Origin of the sequence: Amycolatopsis ruanii (assembly GCF_003385175.1) — a bacterium.
GTDB classification, from domain to species: Bacteria; Actinomycetota; Actinomycetes; order Mycobacteriales; family Pseudonocardiaceae; genus Amycolatopsis_E; species Amycolatopsis_E thermalba.
This window is the reverse complement of sequence record NZ_PQHY01000015.1, coordinates 57486-81415: the sequence shown is the minus strand read 5'-3', so window position 1 is coordinate 81415 and position 23930 is coordinate 57486. Positions and strand designations below refer to the sequence as shown.

At 71.0% G+C, this 23930-nt stretch carries 20 protein-coding genes and 1 tRNA gene; 11 read left to right on the top strand and 10 right to left on the bottom strand.

The genetic code is table 11. The features are described from left to right. The first annotated feature begins 31 nt into the window (after positions 1-31). The gene (locus D0D28_RS36675) at positions 32-1621 is read left to right on the top strand and encodes a restriction endonuclease (RefSeq protein ID WP_240323167.1); all 1590 of its coding nucleotides are present in this window, start codon (positions 32-34) and stop codon (positions 1619-1621) included. A 249-nt stretch (positions 1622-1870) separates the two neighbouring features. On the opposite strand, the gene D0D28_RS11120 is transcribed toward D0D28_RS36675, so the two are convergent. Beyond that, the gene (locus D0D28_RS11120) at positions 1871-3082 is read right to left on the bottom strand and encodes an alpha-hydroxy acid oxidase (RefSeq protein WP_116110519.1); all 1212 of its coding nucleotides are present in this window, start codon (positions 3080-3082) and stop codon (positions 1871-1873) included. Positions 3083-3155: 73 nt separating this feature from the next. Next, positions 3156-5963, bottom strand: coding sequence for a pyruvate dehydrogenase (acetyl-transferring), homodimeric type (gene aceE / locus D0D28_RS11115; RefSeq protein WP_116110518.1), 2808 nt, complete (start codon positions 5961-5963; stop codon positions 3156-3158). A 368-nt stretch (positions 5964-6331) separates the two neighbouring features. Between aceE and D0D28_RS11110 the strand changes: the two genes are divergently transcribed. The 6 genes from D0D28_RS11110 (at position 6332) to D0D28_RS11085 (ending at position 12355) form a co-directional block, all read left to right on the top strand. Next, complete coding sequence (locus D0D28_RS11110) at positions 6332-6763, top strand: DUF3052 domain-containing protein (protein WP_094004280.1); 432 nt, start codon at positions 6332-6334, stop codon at positions 6761-6763. Between the two features lie 62 nt (positions 6764-6825). Further along, on the top strand, positions 6826-7290 hold the full coding sequence (locus D0D28_RS11105; protein ID WP_094004281.1) for a peroxiredoxin: 465 nt from the start codon (positions 6826-6828) through the stop codon (positions 7288-7290). A gap of 43 nt (positions 7291-7333) precedes the next feature. Next, positions 7334-7405 (top strand) — tRNA-Val (locus tag D0D28_RS11100). A gap of 254 nt (positions 7406-7659) precedes the next feature. Continuing rightward, positions 7660-8376, top strand: coding sequence for an SAM-dependent methyltransferase (locus D0D28_RS11095; RefSeq protein WP_162831032.1), 717 nt, complete (start codon positions 7660-7662; stop codon positions 8374-8376). Between the two features lie 74 nt (positions 8377-8450). Continuing rightward, entirely contained in the window at positions 8451-10598 is a 2148-nt protein-coding gene (locus tag D0D28_RS11090) for a glycoside hydrolase family 15 protein (protein WP_116110516.1), read from the top strand. A gap of 824 nt (positions 10599-11422) precedes the next feature. Then, on the top strand, positions 11423-12355 hold the full coding sequence (locus tag D0D28_RS11085) for an ADP-ribosylglycohydrolase family protein (RefSeq protein WP_094004285.1): 933 nt from the start codon (positions 11423-11425) through the stop codon (positions 12353-12355). Here D0D28_RS11085 and D0D28_RS11080 read toward each other — a convergent pair. The 3 genes from D0D28_RS11080 to D0D28_RS11070 are packed head-to-tail and all read right to left on the bottom strand — an operon-like array spanning position 12291 to position 15174. Continuing rightward, positions 12291-13139, bottom strand: a complete 849-nt coding sequence (locus D0D28_RS11080) for an alpha/beta fold hydrolase (protein WP_116110515.1) — start codon at positions 13137-13139, stop codon at positions 12291-12293. The two genes, D0D28_RS11085 and D0D28_RS11080, sit on opposite strands and share 65 nt — an antisense overlap. After that, positions 13136-14287, bottom strand: coding sequence for a macrolide family glycosyltransferase (locus tag D0D28_RS11075; protein ID WP_116110514.1), 1152 nt, complete (start codon positions 14285-14287; stop codon positions 13136-13138). Before D0D28_RS11075 ends, D0D28_RS11080 begins: the two co-directional genes overlap by 4 nt. Beyond that, the gene (locus tag D0D28_RS11070) at positions 14284-15174 is read right to left on the bottom strand and encodes an alpha/beta fold hydrolase (protein ID WP_116110513.1); all 891 of its coding nucleotides are present in this window, start codon (positions 15172-15174) and stop codon (positions 14284-14286) included. The genes D0D28_RS11075 and D0D28_RS11070 overlap by 4 nt, the downstream gene beginning before the upstream one ends. 248 nt (positions 15175-15422) lie before the next feature. Between D0D28_RS11070 and D0D28_RS36120 the strand changes: the two genes are divergently transcribed. Together D0D28_RS36120 and D0D28_RS37330 are read left to right on the top strand one after the other, a co-directional pair. After that, a complete protein-coding gene (locus D0D28_RS36120) occupies positions 15423-15677 on the top strand; it encodes a helix-turn-helix domain-containing protein (RefSeq protein ID WP_205413227.1) in 255 nt (84 codons plus the stop codon). 72 nt (positions 15678-15749) lie between these two features. After that, positions 15750-15878 (top strand): hypothetical protein, encoded by a 129-nt coding sequence (locus D0D28_RS37330; RefSeq protein WP_275895898.1) that lies wholly within the window; start codon positions 15750-15752, stop codon positions 15876-15878. A 97-nt stretch (positions 15879-15975) separates the two neighbouring features. Here D0D28_RS37330 and D0D28_RS11060 read toward each other — a convergent pair whose 3' ends face one another. The 3 genes from D0D28_RS11060 to D0D28_RS11050 are packed head-to-tail and all read right to left on the bottom strand — an operon-like array spanning position 15976 to position 19009. Continuing rightward, on the bottom strand, positions 15976-16794 hold the full coding sequence (locus D0D28_RS11060) for a carbohydrate ABC transporter permease (protein ID WP_116110541.1): 819 nt from the start codon (positions 16792-16794) through the stop codon (positions 15976-15978). Next, a complete protein-coding gene (locus tag D0D28_RS11055; RefSeq protein WP_240323166.1) occupies positions 16794-17726 on the bottom strand; it encodes a carbohydrate ABC transporter permease in 933 nt (310 codons plus the stop codon). Before D0D28_RS11055 ends, D0D28_RS11060 begins: the two co-directional genes overlap by 1 nt. After that, on the bottom strand, positions 17723-19009 hold the full coding sequence (locus tag D0D28_RS11050; RefSeq protein ID WP_094004290.1) for an extracellular solute-binding protein: 1287 nt from the start codon (positions 19007-19009) through the stop codon (positions 17723-17725). The genes D0D28_RS11055 and D0D28_RS11050 overlap by 4 nt, the downstream gene beginning before the upstream one ends. Before the next feature lie 193 nt (positions 19010-19202). On the opposite strand from D0D28_RS11050, the gene D0D28_RS11045 reads away from it, so the two are divergent. Both D0D28_RS11045 and D0D28_RS11040 read left to right on the top strand, forming a co-directional pair. Beyond that, a complete protein-coding gene (locus tag D0D28_RS11045; RefSeq protein ID WP_429728426.1) occupies positions 19203-20189 on the top strand; it encodes a LacI family DNA-binding transcriptional regulator in 987 nt (328 codons plus the stop codon). Continuing rightward, positions 20186-22498, top strand: a complete 2313-nt coding sequence (locus D0D28_RS11040; protein WP_116110511.1) for a glycoside hydrolase family 3 N-terminal domain-containing protein — start codon at positions 20186-20188, stop codon at positions 22496-22498. The genes D0D28_RS11045 and D0D28_RS11040 overlap by 4 nt, the downstream gene beginning before the upstream one ends. Here the strand turns inward: D0D28_RS11040 and D0D28_RS11035 are convergent. Further along, complete coding sequence (locus tag D0D28_RS11035; protein ID WP_116110510.1) at positions 22465-23121, bottom strand: response regulator; 657 nt, start codon at positions 23119-23121, stop codon at positions 22465-22467. The two genes, D0D28_RS11040 and D0D28_RS11035, sit on opposite strands and share 34 nt — an antisense overlap. Further along, a complete protein-coding gene (locus D0D28_RS11030) occupies positions 23118-23915 on the bottom strand; it encodes a sensor histidine kinase (protein ID WP_116110509.1) in 798 nt (265 codons plus the stop codon). Before D0D28_RS11030 ends, D0D28_RS11035 begins: the two co-directional genes overlap by 4 nt. Positions 23916-23930: the final 15 nt, after the last annotated feature.

Below are 23930 nucleotides of genomic sequence, written 5' to 3'. Positions count from 1 at the left end.
TTGTCGAATCGGTGGGTTGTGGGGGTGTGCTGTGGCACGCAAACGTGGTTTCTTCGCCGAGCTCCAGCATCAGCAGATGTTGCAGGAGCGAGAAAGGCAGCGGCAGCTCAAGCAGGCGGCGAAGGAAGCCGAACAGGCGGCCCGCGCTCGGGAACGAGCATTGGCGCAGGAAGCCCGCGAACAGCGGGAATTGCATGTCAAGCAGCAACAGGACGAAGCGGCGGCCTACACCGTCGCCGCACAGGACCGGATGAATGAACTCGGCCGAGTGCTGGTGGACGGTCTTCGTCATCGAGGAGTGTTTTCATTCCGCCAAATGCGCAGGTCGTTCAGGCCGCGGCCGTTCGAAGCCCCGTCCGCTCTCGCCACCCCCGCGCGGCAACCGCGATGGGAGCGGTATGCGCCGCCGCCTCCTTCGGGTGTGGGCCGTTTGTTCAAGGGAACTCACAACAGAGCAATCGAGCAGGCCAAGGCCAGTTTCGCCCGCGACATGGCGCTTTATCAGCATAGCGAGCACGAACGTCTCACTGCGCTGGCAGCTGCCGAGGCGCGGCATCGCCAGGGTGAGGAATCTCGCCGACAAGAAGTGGAACAACACAACGCCCAGGTAGACGACCTGGAGAAACGAGTGATGGCAGGACTGCCGGAGGCGGTCGAGGACTATTTCGAGTTGCTGATAGAACGGTCGCCGTTGCCGGCCGACCTGCCAGTCGACGTCGAAGTCGCCTACCAGCCGGATTCGAAGAAGTTGCTCATGATCCGGGAGTTGCCCGGGGTCGACGTGATTCCTCAGAACCGTGAATACACGTATGTCAAGTCGCGAGACGAGATCGTCGCAAAGCCGCGGCTTGTGAAGGAGATCAAGCAGGCTTACGCGAACCTGGTTGCGCAGATCGTCCTGAGGACCATGCGCGACGTGTTTGAAGTCCGGCCGAGTGAGCTCGTGGACGAGGTGGCTGTCAACGCGCATGTGTCGACGCGTAACAGAGCTACCGGTAAACCCGAGCGCCCCTGCCTGGTAAGCGTTTCTGCGACTCGCAAACAGTTTGAGGAACTCGTCCTCACCGAACTTGATCCCGCTGAATGCCTTAAGTACTTCAACGCGCTCGTGTCGCCCCACCCGTGGGACCTTGAGGCAGTGCGACCGATATTCGATCCGGACTTGTCGAAGTATCGGCTGGTGGACGCCCATGACGTGGCAGCGGGCCTGGATGGTCGTCCGGTGCTCTTGGAGATGAAGCCCTTCGAGTTCGAGGTTCTCGTCAAACAGCTCTTCGAGGCAATGGGGATGAAATCCTGGGTTACACAGGCATCCCGTGATGACGGGCTCGATGCGATCGCTGTCAACGAAGACCCGATCATGGGTGGGGTGTGCGTTATTCAAGCGAAGAGGTACAAGGGGACTGTTGAACCAGATGCCGTCCGTGCGCTCGCCGGAGTGATGGATGACAAGCGCGCGAGTCGAGGCGTGCTGGTCACTACTTCACGTTTTGGCAAAGCATCGCACGATTTCGTTGCTCGTCACGGACGGATCCAACTTAGTGAGGGGCCGCACCTCAAGCATCTGCTGAGCGAATACTTGAATCTCGACGTACTGCTGGGGCCGCTATCGGGACGATGATCGTGCGGGTGGTGCGCAAAGTTGGGTTTGCGCTGCAGGGCTGGAAGCGCCGGCTTCGCTTCGCTACGCCCGGATTTGCCCCTCCCGGACCCGATCTTTCAGTGTTCGGTTGCCGAGAAGCGGCGTCAAGGCTGGAAAGAGTACCTTGACCCCGCTGCTCGGCAACCGATTTGGCTGGGGATCGGGTTGCGGGAGAGGGGCGGCTCGTGGGCCGTGGGGGCTTTCAGTGCCGGGTGGCGGTTTCGTTGTTTAGCGCAGGGTGGCGTGGGTTGGTTGTAGGTCGCTGATCGTGCGTACGCCCAGCAGCTGCATCGTGCGGATGATCTCCTGTCGCAGGATGTCCACGCACCGCTGGACTCCCCGCTCGCCCCCGGCCATCAGGCCGTAGAGGTATGCGCGGCCGATCAGGCACATCGACGCGCCGCGGGCCATCGCGGCCACGATGTCGCCCCCGGACAGGATTCCGGTGTCCACCCAGACTTCCGCGTCGTCGCCGATCGTGTCCAGCGTGGGGGTCAGGAGTTCCAGCGGGGTGGGTGCTCGGTCCAGCTGGCGGCCGCCGTGGTTGGACAGCACCACCGCGTCCGCGCCGTACTTCACCACGTCCCGCGCGTCGTCCGGGTTCTGGATGCCCTTGACGACCAGCTTGCCCCGCCACGTCTCCCGTACCCAGGCCAGGTCGTCGAAGCTCAGCGTCGGGTCGAACAGGCTGTTGATCAGCTCCGCGACCGTGCCGTCCCACGAACCGAACGACGCGAACTCGAGCGGCTCCGTGGTGAGCAGGTTGAACCACCACGCCGGGTGCATCGCGCCGTCGAGAAACGTGCGCAGCGTCAGCGTCGGCGGGATGGTCAGGCCGTTGCGCACGTCCCGCATCCGCGCGCCGCCGACCGGGGTGTCCACCGTCAGCAGCAGCGTGTCGTAACCGCTTTCCTCCGCCCGCCGCATCAGCTCCGCGCCCGCCGCGTGATCGCGCCACACGTAGAGCTGGAACCACTTCCGCGCGTGCGGTGCGGCCTTCGCCACGTCCTCGATCGACGTCGTCCCCATCGTCGACAGCGCGTACGGGATGCGTTCCCGTTGCGCCACCCGGACCACCGCCCGTTCGCCCTCGTGGTGCATCATCCGCGTGAACCCGGTCGGCGCGAAGGCGAACGGCAGCGCCGAGTGCTCGTCCAGCACCGTCACACTCGTGTCCACATCGGACACCCCGCGCAGCACGTTGGGGTGGAACTCCACGCCGCGGAACGCCTGCCGGGCGCGGCGCAGGCTGTCCTCCAGCTCCGCGGCGCCGTCGGTGTAGTCGAACACCGCCCGCGGCGTCCGTTTGCGGGCGATGGTGCGCAGGTCGGCGATGGTGTGGGCGTTGGACAGGCGCCGGTCGGTCGGGTTCAGCTTCACCGGCTTGGGTCGCAGGATCTGCTGCAGCTCACTGGGCCTGGGCAGGCGGCGTCGCGTCATCGGACCATCCTCGCGCACACAACCGTGGAGGCCACCCCCGCGACGGGGATGACCTCCACGGTGAACGGACAGATCAGGCGTTCCCGGCGTCGGTCAGCTGCGGACCGGCGGCCGACACGTCGTCGATCCGGTACTTCCGCGCGGCCTCGGCCACCTTGTCCTGCGGCACCTCACCGCGCTTGGCGAGCGCGGCCAGCGTGGCGACCGTGATCGACTCGGCGTCGACCAGGAAGAACCGCCGCGCCGCCGGACGCGTGTCGGAGAAGCCGAACCCGTCGGTGCCCAGGGTGACCATGTCGGTCGGCACCCACGGGCGGATCAGGTCGGGCACCGCGCGCATCCAGTCCGACACCGCCACGACCGGCCCGGTCGCGCCGGACAGCGCCTGCGTCACGTACGGCACGCGCGGCGACTCGCCCGGGTGCAGCAGGTTGTCCCGGTCGATCTCCACCGCCTCGCGGCGCAGCTCCGACCACGACGTCGCCGACCACACCGCGGCGCGCACGCCCCACTCCTCGGCCAGCATCTGCTGCGCCTTGAGCGCGTCCGGCATCGTCACGCCGGACACCAGGATCTGCGCCTCCGGACCGTCGCCCGACGGCGCCTCGGCGTACCGGTACAGGCCCTTGAGCAGGCCCTCGACGTCCAGGTTCGCCGGCTCGGCGGGCTGCCGGTACGGCTCGTTGTAGATCGTCAGGTAGTAGAAGACGTTCTCGCCGTTGCCGTCCGGGCCGCCCTCGCCGTACATGCGGCGCAGGCCGTCCCTGACGATGTGGGCGATCTCGAACGACCACGCCGGGTCGTAGGCCACCACGGCCGGGTTCGTGTGCGCCAGCAGCAGCGAATGCCCGTCGGCGTGCTGCAGGCCCTCACCGGTCAGCGTGGTGCGCCCGGCGGTGGCGCCCAGCACGAAACCGCGGGCCATCTGGTCGGCGGCCGCCCACAGGCCGTCACCGGTGCGCTGGAAGCCGAACATCGAGTAGAAGATGTAGATCGGGATCATCGGCTCGCCGTGCGTGGCGTAGGACGTGCCCACCGCCGTGAACGACGACGTCGACCCCGCCTCGTTGATGCCCTCGTGCAGCAGCTGGCCGTGCTCGGACTCCTTGTACGCCAGCATCAGGTTGGCGTCCACCGACGTGTACGTCTGCCCGTGCGGGTTGTAGATCTTGGCCGTCGGGAACATCGAGTCCAGGCCGAACGTGCGGGCCTCGTCCGGGATGATCGGCACGATCCGGTTGCCGATCTCGCCGTCCTTGGCCAGCTCGCGCACCAGCCGGACGAACGCCATCGTGGTGGCGACCTCCTGCTTGCCCGAGCCCTTGCGGACGGCCTCGTACACCTTGTCGCCCGGCAGGACCAGCGGCTTCGCCCGGTTGCGCCGCTCCGGGACGAACCCGCCGAGGGTCTTGCGGCGGCCCAGCATGTACTCGATCTCGGGCGAGTTCGCGCCCGGGTGGTAGTACGGCGGCAGCTTCGGGTCGCGCTCCAGCTCCTCGTCGCTGATCGGGATGCGCTGGGCGTCCCGGAACAGCTTCAGGTCGTCGAGCGAGAGCTTCTTCATCTGGTGGGTGGCGTTGCGGCCCTCGAAGGCCGGGCCCAGGCCGTAACCCTTGATGGTGTGGGCCAGGATCACCGTCGGCTGGCCGTGGTGCTCCATCGCCGCCTTGTACGCCGCGTACACCTTGCGGTAGTCGTGGCCACCGCGCTTGAGGTTCCAGATGTCGGCGTCCGACAGGTCCTTGACCAGGTCCTTCGTGCGCGGGTCGCGGCCGAAGAAGTGCTCGCGGACGTAGGCGCCGTCGTTGGCCTTGTAGGTCTGGAAGTCACCGTCCGGGGTGACGTTCATCAGGTTGACCAGGGCGCCGTCGCGGTCGGCGTGCAGCAGCGCGTCCCACTCGCGGCCCCAGATGACCTTGATCACGTTCCAGCCGGCGCCGCGGAAGTACGCCTCCAGCTCCTGGATGATCTTGCCGTTGCCGCGCACCGGGCCGTCGAGCCGCTGCAGGTTGCAGTTGATCACGAAGGTCAGGTTGTCCAGGCCCTCCCCGGCGGCCACGTGGATGAGGCCCCGCGACTCCGCCTCGTCCATCTCGCCGTCGCCGAGGAACGCCCACACGTGCTGGTCGGAGGTGTCCTTGATGCCGCGGTCGCGCAGGTACCGGTTGAACCGGGCCTGGTAGATCGCGTTCATCGGGCCCAGGCCCATCGACACCGTCGGGTACTCCCAGAACGACGGCATCAGCCGCGGGTGCGGGTACGACGGCAGGCCGCCGCCCTCGCCCGCGTGCGACAGCTCCTGCCGGAACCCGTCGAGCTGCTGCTCGGACAGCCGGCCCTCGAGGTAGGCGCGGGCGTAGATGCCCGGGGAGGCGTGGCCCTGGATGAAGACGTGGTCACCGCCGCCGGAGTGGTCCTTGCCACGGAAGAAGTGGTTGAACCCGACCTCGTAGAGCGCCGCCGACGACGCGTAGGTGGAGATGTGGCCACCGACGCTGACGCCGGGGCGCTGCGCCCGGTGCACCATGATCGCCGCGTTCCAGCGGATGTAGGCCCGGTAGCGGCGCTCGATCTCCTCGTCGCCCGGGAACCACGGCTCGTTCTCCGTGGGGATGGTGTTGACGTAGTCCGTCGCGGTCAGCGGCGGGACACCGACGTTGCGCTCGCGGGCGCGTTCCAGGATCCGCAGCATCAGGTAGCGAGCCCGCTGCTGGCCGCCCCGGGCGAGAGCCTCGTCGAACGAGTCCAGCCATTCGGCTGTCTCCTCGGGGTCGATGTCGGGCAGGTGGGCCGCCAATCCGTCACGGATGACGCGGACCCGGGCCGGGGCCCGATCGGTGCTGGCGCCGGTGCCTGCGGCCTGGTCGTTCTGGGGGGCCAAGGGATCTCCTCGCCGGTTGTCACTTCGCGTGCGGGCACGGATGCCTCAGTCTGGCCGTGCCCTCTCTGTCATGGTCGTCTAGTCCGGGCTTCCCGTCATCGCTACTGAGCGGTAACGTTCACCTAAGTCCGCGCGCGCACGCGCGCGCGTTATGCCTACCCTAGGCCAGGTGTGCCCGAACGGGTCCCGCCGAGGGTCGTTTTGCGGTCGCGAACACCTCCGGCGAGGCCCTACGCTGCGCTACGAGTTGAGAGAGATCCGGTGTGGACGGTTGCGCCGGAGGCTCCGGGCGTGTTCGCTACACCCATCCGTATGTCGAGCGCGGCGGCGCTGTGCCGCCCGCGTCGTGAGTTGGAGGAGTGACTGCAGTGGTCGCCGCTGGAGACGCTGAGTACAGCAGCGTCGCCGAGAGGCTTGGCATCAAGCCGGACATGGTGGTTCAGGAGATCGGGTGGGACGAGGACGTCGACGACGACCTGCGTGCCGCGATCGAAGAACATATCGGCGGCGATCTCCTCGACGAGGACGCCGACGAGGTCATCGACGTGGTTCTGCTCTGGTGGCGGGAGGACGACGGGGACCTGGTCGACGCGATCATGGACGCGCGGTCGCCGCTCGACGAGAACGGTTTCATCTGGGTGCTGACGCCCAAGACCGGGCAGCCCGGGCACGTGCAGCCGAGTGAGATCGCCGAGGCGGTGCCCACCGTCGGGCTCGCGCAGACGTCGAACATCAGCGTCGGCCCGAACTGGGCCGGGACCAAGCTGGTGCCGCCGAAGACCAAGTCGAAGCAGCGCTGAACGGCCGCACGCTAAGGTGGGCGTGCGGCAAGTGCAACGTTGGCGATGCGAAAGGTGCTTCGATGGCGGTCGAGGTCGGTTCAGCTGCTCCGGATTTCACCCTGAACGACTACAACAAACAGCCGGTGACGCTGTCGTCGTTCCAGGGCGACAAGCCGGTCCTGCTGGTCTTCTACCCGTTCGCGTTCAGCGGGATCTGCCAGGGCGAGCTCTGCCAGCTGCGCGACGAGTTCGCCGAGTACGACGGCCAGGGCGTCCAGGTGCTCGGTGTGTCGGTCGACACACCGTTCTCGCTGAAGGCGTGGGCCGAGCAGCAGGGCTACCAGTTCCCGCTGCTGTCGGACTTCTGGCCGCACGGTGAGGTCGCCAAGCTGTACGGCGTGTTCAACGAGGGTGCCGGGCTGGCCAACCGGGGCACCTTCCTGATCGACAAGAGCGGCGTGGTGCGCTACGCCGAGGTCAACCAGCCGGGTGAGCCGCGCGACCAGCTCGCCTGGAAGCGAGCGGTGGCCGAGCTGCCGCAGTGATGCTCGCACCGGCGTCGCCTCGTGTGGGGTGCCGCCGGTTCGAGGGCGCATAGCTCAGCGGAAGAGCACCTCCCTTACAAGGAGGGGGTCGCAGGTTCGAACCCTGCTGCGCCCACCGTTTTCGGTGGCTGGTGCCTGCCTGTTCTGGCGTCCTGTCTCGTTGTGGGGCGGGCGCCGGGTGACTCGGCCCACCCACACGGGTCCTTTTCACGAAGCGGCGCCGGACGGGCGCACCCGTTGCTCCGTCCGGCGGCGTTCCCCGGGCGGTGTTCTTCTGTCACCGTCATCGGGTGCCGCCGGAGCCGGGTCCCCCGGACGATCGCCGGAAATTGGAGTGCGCCCCATCCCGCCACGGGGCAGGGTGCCGTCGTGGAACGTGACTTGATCTCGCGCCTCGCGCATGCCGACCATCCCATCGCGGCGCCCCTCGGGGACGCCTCGGTGAGCGCCCTGCTGGAGCGGGCCCTGCCGCGCGGGGACGAGCGTCTTCTCGACCTCGGGTGCGGTGGCGGCGAGTGGCTGCTGCGCGCCCTCGCCCTGGCGCCCGGGGTCACGGCGGAAGGCGTGGACGTCTCCGAGCCTGCCCTCGACCACGCCCGCCGGGAGGCCGAGCGCCGCGGCCTCGCGGAGCGGCTCACGCTCCACCAGGCCGACGCGGCCGGCTTCGCGCCCGAGCGGCCGGCCGACATCGTGCTCTGTGTCGGCGCTACCCACGCCTTCGGCGGCCTCCTGCCTGCCCTCGCGGCGGCCCGGAAGGTTCTCGCGCCCGGTGGGCGGGTCGTCGTCGGCGAGGGGTACTGGGAGCGCGAACCGAGCGCGGCCGCTGTCGAGGCCCTCGGCGACCTCGTGGACCTCCCCACCACGGTCGACACGATCACCGCCGACGGCTGGGTGCCGCTCTACGGTCACCTCAGCACGCGCCACGAGCTGGACGACTACGAGTGGAACTGGACCGGCTCACTCGCCGCCCGCAGCCTCGACCAGCCCGACGTGCTCGCCATCGCCGCCGCCCACCGGGACGGGTGGCTGCGCGGCTACCGGGACTGCTTCGGCTTCGCCACGCTCCTGCTCGCGCCGCTTGGCTGACCGGCCCCTTTCCCGCGATCCGCGGCGCTGGTAGATGTTGCCCAGGCCGGGCATCACGTTGTGGGAGGTTCACGATGACTACCTCGAGGCGGGATTTCCTGCGAGCGGCGGCGCTCGTCGGGGCGACGGCGGTGGCGGCACCGGCGGTGCCCGCGAGCGCGGGCCAGGGCGGTGCGCCGCCGGGCGGGCCGGGTGCCGACACCACCTTCACCCCGGCGGACAAGCTCGGGTTCGGCACGGCCCGCTCGGCCAGCCCGGTCTGGTTCACCCTCCAGGACGGGCGGCTCTCCGAGGTCTACCACCCCGACCTGAGCACCCCGGCGAGCCGCGAGACCCAGATCGTGGTCACCGACGGCGAGTCCTTTGTGGAGCGCGTGTCGGACGTCGAGCACCGCACCGAGCTGCCGGACGCCGGGATGCCCGCGTACCGGCAGACCGCGCGCGGCACCGGCTGGACGCTGACCACCCGGTACGTCACCGACCCGGACCGCGACTCCGTGCTGATCGACGTGGAGTTCCGGTCGCGGCGGCCGTTGCGCGTGTACCTGCTGCACGATCCGGCGCTGGGCGGCGAAGGCACGGCCGACCGCGCCTTTCCGCAGGCCGGGGCGCTGGTGGCGTCCGACGGTTCCACCGCCAGCGCCATCCTCGCCCGTGGCGGGTTCAGCGAGTCGACGGTCGGCTACGCGGGCGTCAACGACGGCTGGACCCAGCTGGTGGCCGGCCGGGGACGGCTGGACCGGCGCTACGCGACGGCCGGGCCGGGCAACGTCGTCCAGCTGGGGCGGTTGTGGCTCGACGGCACTTCGCGGACCCGCGAGCTGGTCGCGCTGGGTTTCGGGACCGACGGGGACGCCGCGGTGCGCGCGGCGCGTGGTTCGCTGGCGCGGGGCTTCGGATCCGCCGCGTCGGCGTACGCCGCGGGGTGGCGGGAGTACCTGCGTGGCCTGCCCGCGGCGCCGGAGGGTGCTGACCGGCGGATCTACCTGACGTCCGTGGTGGCGCTGGCGTGCAGTGAGGACAAGCGGAACCCGGGGGCGTTCATCGCGTCGCCGTCGATGCCGTGGGCGTTCGGGTTCGACCGGGCGGTGGCGCCGGAGTACGGGTCCTACCACCTGGTGTGGCCGCGGGACCTGTACCAGATCGCGACCGGGATGCTCGCCGCCGGGGATCGCGCGGCGGCCGAGCGGGCGCTGGACTACCTGCTGCGGATCCAGCAGCCGCACGGGCACTGGCCGCAGAACACGAAGGTGTCGGGGGAGCCGTTCTGGACGTCGATCCAGCTCGACGAGACCGCCGCGCCGATGCTGCTGGCCTGGCTGCTCGACCGGGATGACGTGGTCACTGTGGACAGTCTGGTGCGGGGTGGGGACTTCCTGTTGTCCTACGCCAAGGACGGGTACTCCTCGCCGTACACCGAGCAGGAGCGGTGGGAGGAGCAGAGCGGGTACTCGCCGTCGACGATCTCGTCCGTGATCGCCGGGCTGGTGTGCCTGGCCGACCTGATGCGCCGCGCGGGACGCGACCCCGCCCGGTTCCTGGGCGCGGCGGACCGGTGGCGCGCGGCGGTCGACGGCTGGACGGTCACGTCGACCGGGCCGTACGCGCCGCGCCCGTACTTCGTGCGGCTCACCAAGGACGGCGACCCGGACGCCGGAACCACCTACAACCTGGGCAACAACAACCCGGACCCGACCGACCAGCGAGCGGTCGTGGACGCCGGTTTCCTGGAGCTGGTGCGGCTGGGGGTACGGTCGCCGGAGGACCCGGTGGTGGTGAACTCGCTGGCCGTGGTCGACGAGCGGATCTCGACGGTGACGCCGTCGGGCCGGCACTGGCACCGGTATTCCGGCGACGGCTACGGCGAACAGGCCGACGGCGGCCCGTGGAACGTGAACCGGCCCGAGTTGCACCGCACGTACGGCCGGTTGTGGCCGATCTTCGCCGGCGAGCGCGGCGAATACGAACTACTGGCCGGCGACCGGGACGCGGCGGCCGGGCGGCTGCGGGACATGGCGGCGTGCGCGGGGGAGACGGGGTTGCTGCCGGAGCAGGTGTGGGACCGGAACCCGCCGTACCCGGCCGTACGCCCCGGGACGCCGACCGCATCGGCGACCCCGCTGGCCTGGACGCACGCGCAGTACCTGAGGCTGGCGTGGTCCGTGGCGCGGGGACGGCCGGTGGAGTACCCGGACGTGGTGGCGGAGCGGTATCTGGGGTAGCGGACGGCAAGCCGGGAGCGGGAGTGGGCAGGCTGCGCACTGGGGCCGGAGGGTTCTGGATGACCGGCGGCCGGCAGTGGGGAGTGGAGTGGTAGGTGGCTGGCCGTGCGGTAGCCCTGCATGGCCGGCGGCCGGCAGTGGGAGTGGAGTGGTAGGTGGCTGGCCGTGCGGTAGCCCTGGATGACCGGCGGCCGGCAGTGGGAGTGGAGTGGTAGGTGGCTGGCCGTGCGGTAGCCCTGGATGACCGGCGGCCGGCAGCGGGAGTGGAGTGGTAGGTGGCTGACCACGCGGTAGCCCTGCAGACCGGCGGCCGGTAACGCATCAGCACCGACTACCCCAACCAGACCTCCCCCGCCCCCGATCCACAGCCGGTCTTTGGTCGCCGATCAGGCGTGTCAAGGTACTCTTTCCCGCCTTGACACGCCTGCTCGGCGACTGAAACACAATCAGGCATCGGGGGCGGGGGTGGTCGGAAGGTGACCGTTCGGCGCCGTGAGGCGCTTCCCGCCCGCAGGGCGGACTCCCCGCCTGCCCAAAAGCAAGACTAAAGATCAAAAGATGTCCTCGCCGGACGGGCAGGCTCCGGGATGACGGGGGACCGTTGTCGGCTCACCTCGGGCAAGTGGTCGCCGGGTGGTCATCCCGTCGCCTTCCGGTTTGTGCATATCACCTTGAGCCAGGGCCGCAAGGTTGGCATGGACGGCCGCCGGAGAGAGCCCGGGTTGCGGCCCTGGCTCAAGGTGATCGTCCAGTGTCAGGCGACGGGATGACCACCCAGCTGCTTTTGGTTGCTCCGCTGCCGCGGCCGGTGAGATCGTGGCGGGGTGAGGGAACGTGCGCTCGCGGCCCTGGCGGGCCTTGCCATCGGGGATGCGCTCGGCATGCCCACCGAAGGGTTGTCCCCGGCCGAGATCGTGCCCGTCACCGGCTTCGCGGCGGCCCGGGGGTTGCCGGCCGGTGGGGTCACCGACGACACGCAGCAGGCGGTGATCGTCGCGCGGTTGTTGATCGATGGGGATGGGCGGATCGATCCGCACCGGCTCGCGGATGCGCTCCTGGCGTGGGAGCGCGACCTGCGCAGCCGCGGCATCCGGGGGCTGCTCGGGCCCTCCACGCGCGCCGCGCTCAACGCCGTCGCCGCGGGGGCCTCCCTCGAAGAGGCCGGCAAGCACGGCACCACGAACGGCGCGGCCATGCGCATCGCCCCCGTCGGGATCGCCACTCCGGCCGACCTCGGCCGGCTCGTCGACAGCGTGGTCGAGGCCAGCTGGGTCACCCACAACACCGGCGTCGCCCTGGCGGGGGCGGCCGCGGTCGCCGCGGCGGTCAGCGCGGGGATCGACGGCGCGAGCCTGCCCGAGGCCATCGACTTCGCCGTCGCGGCCGCGGAACTGGCCGCCCAGCGGGGGAACTGGGTCGCGGCCGGGGACGTCGCCGCCCGGATTCGGTGGTCCCGCACCATGCCCGCCGCCGACATCCCGGCCCTGATCGGCACCAGCGTCGCCACCCAGGAATCGGTGCCCGCCGCGTTCGCGGTCCTGCACCACGCCGAAGACCCGTGGCACGCCTGCCGCACCGCCGCGAGCCTCGGCGGGGACACCGACACCATCGCCGCCATGGCCGGCGCGATCGCGGGCGCCTGCACCGGAGCGGACGCGTTCCCCGAGGACGCCGTCCGCACGGTCACCGAGGTCAACGACCTCCCGCTGCCGGAACTGGCCGACGGTCTGCTGAAACTGCGCGCCAGAACCGGATGAGCGCCTCGGCCGTCTCCTGTGGACGGTCCAGCTGCACGCAGTGCCCCGCGCCGTCGATGCCGACCGCGTCCCGGCCGAAGCGGCGAGCCAGGCGCTGGTACTCCTCGTGCGAGCCGGTGAACTCGTCGTCCATGCCGTGCACGAACAGCAACGGCACCCCGGACCCGGCCAGCTCACCGACCCCCGCCCGCGGACCGCACAACAGCCGCGGGAACCCGATGAGGTGACCGGTGCGGGTGGTCGACAACCGGGTGGTCATCAGGTCCAGCCGGTCCGGCTCGGCACGGGCCCAGTGGTCGATCAAGCCACGCAAGCCCGCGGCCCCCTCGGTGGCCACCGCGTCGGCGCACCAGGTGAGGAACGCGGTCTCCTTGTCCGAACCGGACAGCAAGCTGCCCAGCGGCGCGAAACTGCGCACTACCCGCGGCGCGGCGACGACCGCGGCGTGCGCGACCGCGGCGCCCGCGCAGTGCGCCACCACGTGCGCCGGCTCGCCCTCGCCGACCTCGCCGATCACCGCCAGCAGGTCCTGCGCCATGCCCGGCAGCGTGTAGGCGCTCGGGTCGTCGGGGCCCGGGCTCTCGTGCTGGCCGTGGTGGTCGACCGCCCACGCCGCGTACCCCGCGGCGGCCAGCAGCGGCAACAGCGGCGCGAAGTCCTCTTTGGACCCCAGATACCCGCCCACCAGCACCACCGGCTCCCCGAGGCCGGCCCGGTGCGCGGCGAACCGGCCGCGGTCGGTCTCCAGCACGACGCTCCGCACCGGGCTTTCCAGCGTGGTCACAGCGCGGCTCCGTCCCGGATCGCGGTCTTCTCGATGACGTCCGCGGCCTCCACCGCCCCGCCGCACGCCCGCACGATCTCCCGCATACCCCGCACGTTCGCCGCGATCCCCGCGTCGGACGACACCCGCAGCACCGCGTTGTGCAGCGCCTGCGCCGACACCTCCGCGCGGTTGAGCGTCACGCCCAGGCCCAGCTCGGTCAGCCGGGCCGCGTTCAGCCGCTGCTCGGCCATCTGCGGGACCGCGACCATCGGCACGCCGTGGTGCAGGGCCTCCAGCAGGCTGCCCATCCCGGCGTGCGTGACGAACGCCGACGCGGCGGCCAGCACGTCCAGCTGCGGCACCATCGGAGCGACCTCGACACCGTCCGGAACCGGCCCGAGCGCCGCCGGATCGACGTGCCGCCCGATCGCCATCACGGTGTGCCACCCCAGGCCCGCGGCCATGTCGAGGCACGCGCGGAAGAACCCGGGCTGGTCGGTGAAGCACGAGCCGAGCGAGATCAGCAGCACCGGTTTGCCCACCGGAGGGCGCCAGGACCCCTGGAACGACCGGTCGCCCAGCGCGGGACCGGCGAAGGTGTGCTCCGGCCCGAGCAGTTCCGGCGAGATCTGGAACGCCCGCGGCACGAACACCACCTTCGGGTCGTCCATCGCCTGGAACTCCTCGACCGAACAGCCGAGCCCCTGGTCGTCGAGGAACCGCTGGAACCGCTGGTACACCGGCAGCTCCGACACGCTCGTCACGCCGAACGCGATGCGCTCCCAGCCGGGGAACAACGCGTGCGTCGGCGAGAGCTGCACCATCGGCACGCCCAGCTTGCGCGCCAGGACCTTGCCCGCGAACGCGACGAAGTCGTAGGCGATCACGTCCGGAAGATCATCGAGCGTTTCCAGCACGGGGAGTGCCGCCTGGGCGTCCCGGTGGTACATCTCCACGCCCGCCATCAGGTCCTCCGGCGGCGGGCCGCCGTCCCGGACGTCCGGCAGCACCACCGGTTCCGCCCCGGCCGCGCGCACCTGCGGGACGAAGTCCGCGCCGACCGCGTAGCTCACCCGCCAGCCACGGGACACCAGCTCGGACACCACGGCGAGCGTGGGGTTGACGTGCCCGTGGTCGGCGACGTTGACGAACAGGACGTGCTTCACCGCGCCACCCCGCAGACGACGTGCTCGACCGGGGTGCAGTAGGGCAGGCCGGACAACGGTTCCCCGGCGAAGAACCGCAGCGCGAGGTCCACGACCTCGGCCGGCCGTTCCAGGTGCACGAGGTGGTCGGCGCCGTGGATCGCGGTGAACCTGGCGTCGGCGCACCTCGCCGCGGCCTCCCGGCTCAGCCGCGGGGTGGTCAGCGGATCGTGCTCGCCTGTCGTGACCAGCACGGGGACGGGCAGGACGCGGCCGTCGTCGCCGGGGCGGTCCAGCAGCCGCCGCGTGTTGTCCAGGTACTTGGCGATGTCGGCGTCGGTCATCGCGCCCACCAGGCCGGTCAGGCACCGGCGGACCGCGGCCTGCCGCCGCACGCCCGGCTCGCGGCTCAGCATCAGGTCCAGCACCTCGGCGGTGAACTCCGCGTGCCTGCCCTGTTCGGCCAGCTCGACGCTGCGGGCGATGCGGGTGCGCAACCGGCCGGTCACGTGCGTCATCGTGCCCACCAGCAGTAGCCGGCGCACCCGTTCCGGACGCAGCTGCGCCCACCGGTGCGCGACACCGCTGCCGTAGGAGGCGCCGACCACGTGCACCGGCTCGGGTGCGACGTGGCCGAGGAGGTGGTTCAGCGCGCCGGCGAGGAAATCCACGCCGTACTCGGGCGGCAGCCGGTCCGCCGCGCCCCAGCCGGGGAGGTCGACGGTGATCACGTCGGCGTGCCGGAGCAGGTCGCGTTCCACCCGGCCCCACGCGTCCTTGTGCTGGAACGCGCCGCCCACCAGGACGATCGGCGCGAGTCTGCCGCCCCCGCGCACGATGCGGCCCGCGTACTCGAATCCGCCGAACGTGAGCGGGACGGTTTCCTGCCGGATGGTCGTTGCCGTCACAAGCGATCTTCCTCGGGTGGTCGGTTTCGGGTCCGCCACGTAATCACGTCGTGGCGATCGGGCGCGCCACGGAAACTCCATCGAGCCAACTTGACCACTCGCGCGTGTGACCGTCACGCAAGAGGGCTTCCACCATGCGGAAGGCCGGTTGTATCAGCGGCGGCACACGATCAAGGATGGAACCGACGGAGTCAGCGCCGCCCCCCGAGGGAGCCGCCGTGGACAGGGCCTTGCGGAGACCGACTCCCATGACGGCGGCGGGGCGGTTGCTCGACGCGTTCACCCCGGGCCGCAGCCTGCTGACGTTGAGCAAGATCAGCCGCCGCGCCGGGCTTTCCCTGACCACCGCGCACCGGCTCGCCGGGGAGCTGATGAACTGGGGCGCCCACGAACGCGACGACGACGGCCGCTACCGCATCGGGCTGCACCTGCTGGAGCTGGCCGCGCTCGTGCCGCGCGGGCTGGAGCTGCGTGAGCTGGCCCAGCCGTTCCTGAGCAGCTGACGCCGGAGGCGGTGGCGTTCGCGGCACCGATCCGCGGCCAGGGCGACGAGGTGGTCGCCACGCTGGGGACTGGTGGTGCACCTCGACGAGTGCGAGCCGCGGGCCGTGGTGCCGGTGATGACCGCCGCGGCGCGCGGGATCTCGCGAACGCTGGGCGCGCCGTCGGCGGCGGATGTGCGGGGCGTGGTGCGCGGGCGGTGATCCACCGGGGCGCCTCGAACGCCGCGTCCGCTCCCTCGACGACCGCACCGAGGCGCACCTCGTCGCGTTTCCCGGCGAGCGGGAGTTCGCGGCGGCCTCACTTCCCGAAACCCGCCGTCAGGCCGCTGACCAGCTGCCGCCGCCCGAGCACGTACAGCGCCAGCACCGGCAGCGTCGAGAGCACGACCGCCGCCAGCACCGCCGGGATGTTCACCCGGAACTGCCCCTGGAACGACCACAGCGCGAGCGGCAGCACCCGCTGGTCCGGGCTCTGCGTGAGGATCAGCGGGAACAGGAACCCGTTCCACACGTTGAGCCCGTCGTACACCGCGACCGTCACCACGGCCGGCCGGATCATCGGCAGCACCAGGCTGAACAGCATCCGCCAGTCCCCGGCCCCGTCCACCCGCATCGACTCGAACAGCTCGTTCGGCACGTCCCGCAGGAAGTTCGCCAGGATGATCACCGACAGCGGGATCGCGAACGCCACCGACGGCAGGATGATCGCCAGCAGCGTGTCGTACAGCTGCGCCCGCGTGATCAGGTAGTACACCGGGATGATCGTCGCCTGGATGGGGATCGCCAGGCCCAGCAGGTAGCCGCGGTAGGTGAACCGCGAGAACCACGTCGTGCCGCGCACCACGTAGTAGGCGGCCATCAACGCCACCGCGACGGCGATCGCGACCGTCGCCAGCGTCACCACCACGCTGTTGGCGAAGTACCGCCAGAAGTTGTTGCGCAGCACCAGCTCGTACGCGCTCAGCGTCGGCGGAGCGGGCAGCGACAACGGGTTCGCGTCGTAGAACCCGCGCTGGTTGCGCAGGCTCGTCACCACCACGTAGTACACCGGCACCAGCACGATCGCCAGCCAGGCGAAACCGGCCAGGCCACCCAGGTAGTTCGGACGGGTCCGCATCACGCACCCTCCAGCTGGCTGCCGCGGCGGAAACTCGACAGCTTCGACAACCCCAGCGCCAGCGCGAGCCCGGCGACCACCAGCAGGACGGCCAGCGTGCTCGCCCGCCCCATGTCGTTGCCGGAGAACCCGGACAGGTACATGTCCAGCGGCAGCATCCGCGTCGCGTCGCCGGGGCCGCCGCCGGTCAGCACGAACACGAGGTCGAAGTAGGTCAGCGAGCCGACCAGCATCATCGTCGACGACGTGATGATCGTGTAGCGCAGCTGCGGCAGCGTGATGTGGAAGAACTGCCGCACCCGCCCGGCGCCGTCCAGCTCGGCCGCCTCGTACAGCGACCTCGGGATCTGCCGCACCCCGCCCTGGTAGAGCAGCGTGTGGAACGGCACGAACTGCCAGGCGATCACGAAGACCACCACGTACAGCGCCAGCGTCGGGCTGCCGAGCCAGTCCTGCGACAGGAAGTCCAGGCCGAACGCCCTGCTGGCGCCGAAGTTCGGGTCCAGCAGCGCCTTGAACGCGATCGCGATGGCCGCCGCGGACAGCAGCATCGGCAGGAAGTACAGCACGCCGAGCACCGCGCGGTACCGGCCGCGTCCGGCGATCAGCACCCCCAGCAGCAGCGAGATCGGCGTCTGCACCAGCCAGCTGACCACCATCACCTGCACCGACAGCCAGATCGCGTGGTAGGTCACCGGATCGGCGAGGGCCGCCGCCCAGTTCGCCAGGCCGGCCCACGACGGGTCGCCGATGCCGTCCCACTCCATGAAGCTCAGCACCGCGACCCCGCCCAGCGGCACGATCGCGAACACCGCGAAGAACGCCAGCGCCGGCACCGCCATCAGCGGGCTCGGGCCGGTGTGCAGCCGGCCCCGGCCGGGCGCCGGCGTGCGTGCCGGCGCCCGGTCCCGCCGTTCGAGCACGGTGCTCATCGCCCGATCGTCGCGTTCATGTTGGCGGAGAACTGTTCCGGCGTGATCTGCTTGAGGAACAGCTGCTCCAGGTTGGTCAGCAGCGCGTCGGCCTGGCCCGGGGACAGCGCCTGGTCCCAGGACAGCTGGAAGTTCGGCGCCTTGCTCGCCATTTCGTACACATAGGACAGGTACTGCGGGTCCTCGGTCTTCGCGAGCTTGTCCTCGATGCCGGTGAGCGGCGGCACCGATCCGCCGGCGAGCAGCGAGTCGACGTAGGAGTCGTTCATCAGGTCCTCGCGCAGGTACCGCAGCGCCGCCTGCTTCTGCTCCTCGCTCGCGGTGGCCGAGACGGACCAGTAGTTGGCCGGGTTGCCGACGATGTTCGCCGGATCGCCCTTGCCGCCGGGCACGGTGGGGAAGGTCGTCCAGCCGAGCTTGCCGCCTGCGATGAACTCGGGGTCGGCCTGCTTGATGGTGGGGAAGGCCCAGGAGCCCATCAGGTACATCGCGGCCTTGCCGGTGAACAGCAGCGCGGTGTCGGCGTTGCTGTCGGTCGCGATGGAGTTGAAGCCGCGGACGAAGCCGCCGGCGTCGACCAGCTGCTGGATCATCGTGTTGGCGCGGATGATCGCCGGATCCGACCAGGCGCCCGGCTTGTTCGCGGCGATGTTGTCGAACACCTCGGGTCCGCCGATGCGGTCGACGAGGTACTCCTCCCACATCAGCTGCGGCCACTTGCTCTGCCCGCCCAGCGCGAACGGCGCGATGCCGGCCGCGGTGAAGCGTGGCACCAGGGCCATCAGGTCGTCCCACGTCTTCGGCGGTTGCGCGCCGATGGAGTCGAACAGTTCCTTGTTGTAGAACAACACGACCGGCTGCATGCCGTTGTTCGGCACGGCGTAGGTCTTGCCGTCGATCACCCCGGTGCGGGCGACCGAGGGCAGGAAGCGGTTCACGAACGCCGGGTCGTTCGCGGCCTCACCGGACAGGTCCATGATCTTGCCGGAGTCCACCCAGGACTTCAGCAGGCCGCCGCTCCAGCTGAAGACCAGGGTCGGAGCCTCGTTCGCGCCGATCGCGGTGCGGATCTTCTGCTTGTAGGCGTCGTTGCCGAAGTACTGCGCGTCGATGCCGGAGGATTCGAAGGACGTCCGGAACGTCTGTTCGTCACCGCCGGTCAGCGCCCACGCGGTGGCGCCGTTGCCGCCGGCGGGGCCGCTGGAGCCGCACGCGGTGGTGAGGGAGAGAACCGCGGCCAGCCCGGCCGCGATCACGGCGGTGCGCCGCTTGACCAGTGTCATGATGCGCCTTCCCCATCGAAGGTCCGAAAGTTTTCGGAAACACTCTGGTATGTGTCGGAAGATATGCCGCCGGTACCGGGGCGTCAAGAGCTGTTTCGCCAAGGAAAATAGCGTTATAGTCGCCTGAAACTTTTCGGCAACAACCTGGTTGGAGGGTGCGGTGCCTGCCGGTTCCCAGCGCGCGACGCTCGCGATGGTCGCGGAAGCCGCCGGGGTTTCGCTGCCGACGGTGTCCAAGGTGCTCAACGGCCGCGGCGACGTGGCCGCGGCGACCCGGCAGCGGGTTCAGGACGTGCTCAGGGAACTGGGCTACGTGCCGCAGTCCGGGCGGCGCACGGTCGGCCCGGCGCGCGTGGTGGACCTGGTGTTCGACGACCTGGTCAGCCCGTACTCGCTCGAGGTGCTGCGCGGGGTCACCGAGGCGGGCGCCGAGACCGGGGTGGACGTCGTGGTCGGGCGGCTGCCCGAGGAGGGGGACGACGACTGGGCGCGGCGCCTGCGCCTGGCCGGGCGCGAGGGGCTGATCGTGGTCACCTCCGAGCTGACCCGCGCCCAGGTCGAGGGTTTCGACCGGGCCGGGTTGCCGCTCGTGGTGATCGACCCGCTGAACCTGCCGCGCGTCGAGGTGACCAGCGTCGGCGCGACCAACTGGAACGGCGGGGTGTCGGCCACCGAGCACCTGCTGGGGCTGGGCCACCGCCGCATCGCCTACGCGGGCGGGCCGGTGCAGGCCTCGTGCAGCCAGGCCCGCCAGCACGGCTACCGCGCGGCGCTGGAGAACGCCGGTGTCACCGTCGATCCGCGGCTGATCCTGCACGGCGCCTTCGGCTACCCGGACGGCCTGGAGATGGGCGGCCGGCTGCTCGACCTGCCGGAACCGCCGACCGCCGTGTTCGCCGGCAGCGACGCGACCGCGCTGGGCGTGATGGAGGCCGCGCGGCGGCGGGGCCTGCGCGTGCCCGAGGACCTGTCCGTGGTCGGGTTCGACGACACCATGCTCGCCGAGCTGGCCACGCCCGCGCTGACCACCGTGCGGCAGCCGCTGCAGGACATGGGCCGCGTCGCGTTGCGCACCCTGATGCGCCTGGCCGCGGGCGAAACCCTCGACTCACACCACGTGGAGCTGGCCACCAACCTGGTGGTGCGCGATTCGACGACGAACCTGCGAGGAGCACCATGACGGAACCGATCTGGCGGAACAGCGCGCTGCCCGCCGCCGCCCGAGCCGAGGCGCTGCTGGCGGAGATGACCCTCGAGGAGAAGGTGGCGCAGCTGGGCAGCGCGTGGCCGGGCAACGAGCAGCTGAACGGCAACGTCGCGCCGATGCAGGACGTGTTCGCGCGCGGCGGGGTGCCGTTCGAACAGGCGCGGGAGAACGGCATCGGGCACCTGACGCGGGTGTTCGGCACGGCGCCGGTCAGCGCGGCCGAAGGCGCGGCGCGGGTCGAGGCGCTGCAGCGGGAGATCGTCGAGGAGACCCGGCTGGGCATCCCGGCGATCGTGCACGAGGAATGCCTGACCGGCTTCACCACCTACGGCGCCACGGTCTACCCGGCGGCGCTGGCGTGGGCGGCGACGTTCGACCCGGAGCTGGTCGAGCGGATGGCGTCGGCGATCGCCGACGACATGCGCAACTGCGGGGTGCACCAGGGGCTCTCCCCGGTGCTGGACGTCGTGCGGGACTACCGGTGGGGCCGGGTCGAGGAAACCCTGGGCGAGGACCCGTACCTGGTCGGCACGCTGGGCGCGGCATACGTGCGGGGCTTGGAGCGCAACGGCATCATCGCCACGCTCAAGCACTTCGCCGGGTACTCGGCGTCACGCGCGGCCCGCAACCACGCGCCGGTGTCGATCGGCCCGCGGGAGCTGCGGGACGTGATCCTGCCGCCGTTCGAGATGGCGATCCGCGAGGGCGGGGCGCGGTCGGTGATGAACGCCTACGTCGACCTCGACGGGGTGCCCGCCGCGGCGAACGTGCCGCTGCTGACCGGGATCCTGCGGGACGAGTGGGGTTTCGAGGGTGTGGTGGTGTCCGACTACTGGGCCATCGCGTTCCTGGGCAGCATGCACCGGGTCGCCGACAGCACCGGCCAGGCCGGGGCGCTCGCGCTGGCCGCGGGCATCGACGTGGAGCTGCCCGACACCCTCTGCTACGGCAAGGAACTCGTCGAGCTGGTGCGCTCCGGCGAGGTGCCGGAGTCCCTTGTGGACCGTGCGGCCGGGCGGCTGCTGCGGCAGAAGGCCGAGCTGGGCCTGCTCGACGCGGACTGGGCGCCGCGGGCGCGTCCGGTGGACCTGGACTCGCCGCGCAACCGGGCGATCGCGCGGGAGCTGGCGGAGAAGTCGGTGGTGCTGCTGTCCAACGACGGCGAGTTGCCGTTGCGCGCGAAGCGGATCGCCGTGGTCGGCCCGTGCGCGGACGATCCGCTCGCGTTCATGGGCTGCTACTCCTACCCGAACCACGTGCTGCCGCGGTATCCCGGGCACGGCATCGGGGTGGCGGCGCCGTCGCTGCTGGAGTCGCTGCGCGCGGAACTGCCGGACGCAGTGATCACCTCGGCGGCCGGCTGCCCGATCCGCGACGAGGACCGGTCCGGTTTCGCCGAAGCAGTGGAAGCCGCGCGGGACGCCGACGTGTGCATCGCGGTCGTCGGCGACCGGGCGGGCCTGTTCGGCGAGGGCACCTCCGGCGAGGGCTGCGACGCGCCGGACCTGCGGCTGCCCGGCGTGCAGGACGAGCTGCTGACCGAACTGCTCGCGACCGGCACGCCGGTGGTGGTGGTCGTGGTGTCCGGGCGGCCGTACGCGCTGGGAAACCACACGGGGGCGGCGGCCCTGGTGCAGGCGTTCATGCCCGGCGAGGAGGGCGGCCCCGCGCTGGCGGCTGTCCTGTCCGGACGGACGAACTTCGGCGGACGGCTCCCGGTGCAGGTGCCGCGGGTGGCCGGCGCGCAGCCGAGCACCTACCTGCAGCCGCCGCTGGGCGGCAACAGCGAGGGCATCAGCAACCTCGACCCGAGCCCGCTGTTCCCGTTCGGGCACGGCCTGTCCTACACCACGTTCGAGTACTCCGATCTGGCGGTGAGCACCCGCGAGGTGCCCACCGACGGCGAGGTCGAGGTCTCGGTGCGGGTGCGCAACACCGGTGACCGCGCCGGGGACGAGGTGGTGCAGCTGTACGTGCGCGACGTGCTGGCGCAGGTGACCCGCCCGGTGCGGCAGCTGGCCGGGTTCGCGCGGATCACCCTGGCGGCCGGGGAGAGCCGGACCGTGGTGTTCCGGCTGCACGCCGACCGGCTCGCGTTCACCGGCCTGGACCTGCGCCGGATCGTCGAACCGGGCACGATCGAGGTCTTCGCCGGCCGCTCGGCGGGTGACCTGCCCTGCCACGCCACGTTCGAGCTGACCGGCCCGGTGCGCGAGGCCGGGCCCGACCGCGTGCTGACCACCCCGGTTCACTCGCCGGGTGACACGAGCCCGGTCTCGTAGGCGAGGACGACGGCCTGGGCGCGGTCCCGCAACGCCAGCTTGGCGAAGATGCGGGCCACGTGCGTCTTGACCGTCGCCTCGCTGAGCGTCAGCTCCGCGGCGATCTCGGCGTTCGACCGGCCCCGCGCGACGAGGGTGAGGACCTGGAGTTCGCGCGGGGTCAGGACGGCCAGGTCGCGGTGCAGCGCCGGGCGCGGTTGCCCCGCGGCGAAGCGCTCCACCAGCCGCCGGGTGATCGACGGCGCCAGCAGCGCGTCGCCGGAGCCGACCAGGCGCACCGCGGCCACCAGGTGCTCGGGGGTGACGTCCTTGAGCAGGAAGCCGCTGGCCCCGGCGGCGAGCGCGTCGTAGACGTAGCGGTCGAGGTCGAACGTGGTCAGCATGAGCACCCGGCAGCCGGGGGAGCGGGCCAGGATGCGGCGGGTCGCCTCCAGGCCGTCCATCGCCGGCATGCGGATGTCCATGAGCACGACGTCGGGGTCCAGGTCGCGGACGGTGGCGACGGCTTCCGCGCCGTCCGCCGCCTCGCCGACCACGTCGATGCCGCCGGAGGCGAGGATCATCCGGAAGCCGGTGCGCACCAGCGCCTGGTCGTCGGCGATCACCACGCGCGGTTCGGTCACGGCCGTTCCAGCGGGATCTTCGCCCGCACCCGGAACCCGCCGCCGAGGCGCCGCCGGGCGTCCAGGTCGCCGCCGAAGACCGCCACGCGCTGCCGCAGCCCGAGCAGACCGCGTCCCTCCTCGGTCTCGCCCGGCCACGCCGGCGCGTCCCCGGTCAGCACGCTGGGGCCGCTGTTGAGCACCTCGACCCGCAGGTAGCGGTCGGCGTAGCGCACGGTCACCTCGGCCTGCCGCCCGTCGCCGTGCTTGAGTGCGTTGGTGAGCGCCTCCTGGATGATCCGGTACGCCGTCAGGTCCACGCCCGAGGGCAGCGGCCGCGGTTCCCCGGACACGCGGACCTCCACCGGCAGCCCGGCGAACGCGATGCGGTCGATGAGCGGGCTGAGCCTGCTCAGGCTCGGCTGCGGGGACAGGTCGGCGTGCTCGTCCCCGTCGGCGGGTGGTGCGAGCACGCCGAGCAGGGTCCGCAGCTCGGTCATCGTGTCCCGGCCCGCCGCCTCGACCGCTTCCAGCGCCGTCGCGGCCTGCCCGGGTTCGGTCGCGAGCACCCGGCGCGCGGCCCCGGTCTGCACCACCATGACGCTCACGTTGTGGCTGACGATGTCGTGCAGCTCCCGCGCGATCCGGGCCCGTTCGGCGTCCACCGCGCTGCGTGCCGCGCTTTCCCGTTCGCGCTCCAGCAGCCAGCCGCGTTCCTCCAGTGCTCTGGCGAACGCCCGCCGCCAGCGGGCGAGCCGGACCGCGAGCACCGCGGCCACCAGGCACGCCACCGCCGCGACAACCAGTTCCACCACGGGGCAACTCTTCCA

Excerpts from the sequence above, each read along its gene's own strand:
- D0D28_RS11120 (WP_116110519.1), bottom strand. The coding sequence starts at position 3,082 with ATGACGCGACGCCGCCTGCCCAGGCCCAGTGAGCTGCAGCAGATCCTG.
- D0D28_RS11105 (WP_094004281.1), top strand. The coding sequence starts at position 6,826 with ATGGCGGTCGAGGTCGGTTCAGCTGCTCCGGATTTCACCCTGAACGAC.
- D0D28_RS11090 (WP_116110516.1), top strand. The coding sequence starts at position 8,451 with ATGACTACCTCGAGGCGGGATTTCCTGCGAGCGGCGGCGCTCGTCGGG.
- D0D28_RS36120 (WP_205413227.1), top strand. The coding sequence starts at position 15,423 with ATGACGGCGGCGGGGCGGTTGCTCGACGCGTTCACCCCGGGCCGCAGC.
- D0D28_RS11060 (WP_116110541.1), bottom strand. The coding sequence starts at position 16,794 with ATGCGGACCCGTCCGAACTACCTGGGTGGCCTGGCCGGTTTCGCCTGG.
- D0D28_RS11055 (WP_240323166.1), bottom strand. The coding sequence starts at position 17,726 with ATGAGCACCGTGCTCGAACGGCGGGACCGGGCGCCGGCACGCACGCCG.
- D0D28_RS11050 (WP_094004290.1), bottom strand. The coding sequence starts at position 19,009 with ATGACACTGGTCAAGCGGCGCACCGCCGTGATCGCGGCCGGGCTGGCC.
- D0D28_RS11045 (WP_429728426.1), top strand. The coding sequence starts at position 19,203 with ATGGTCGCGGAAGCCGCCGGGGTTTCGCTGCCGACGGTGTCCAAGGTG.
- D0D28_RS11040 (WP_116110511.1), top strand. The coding sequence starts at position 20,186 with ATGACGGAACCGATCTGGCGGAACAGCGCGCTGCCCGCCGCCGCCCGA.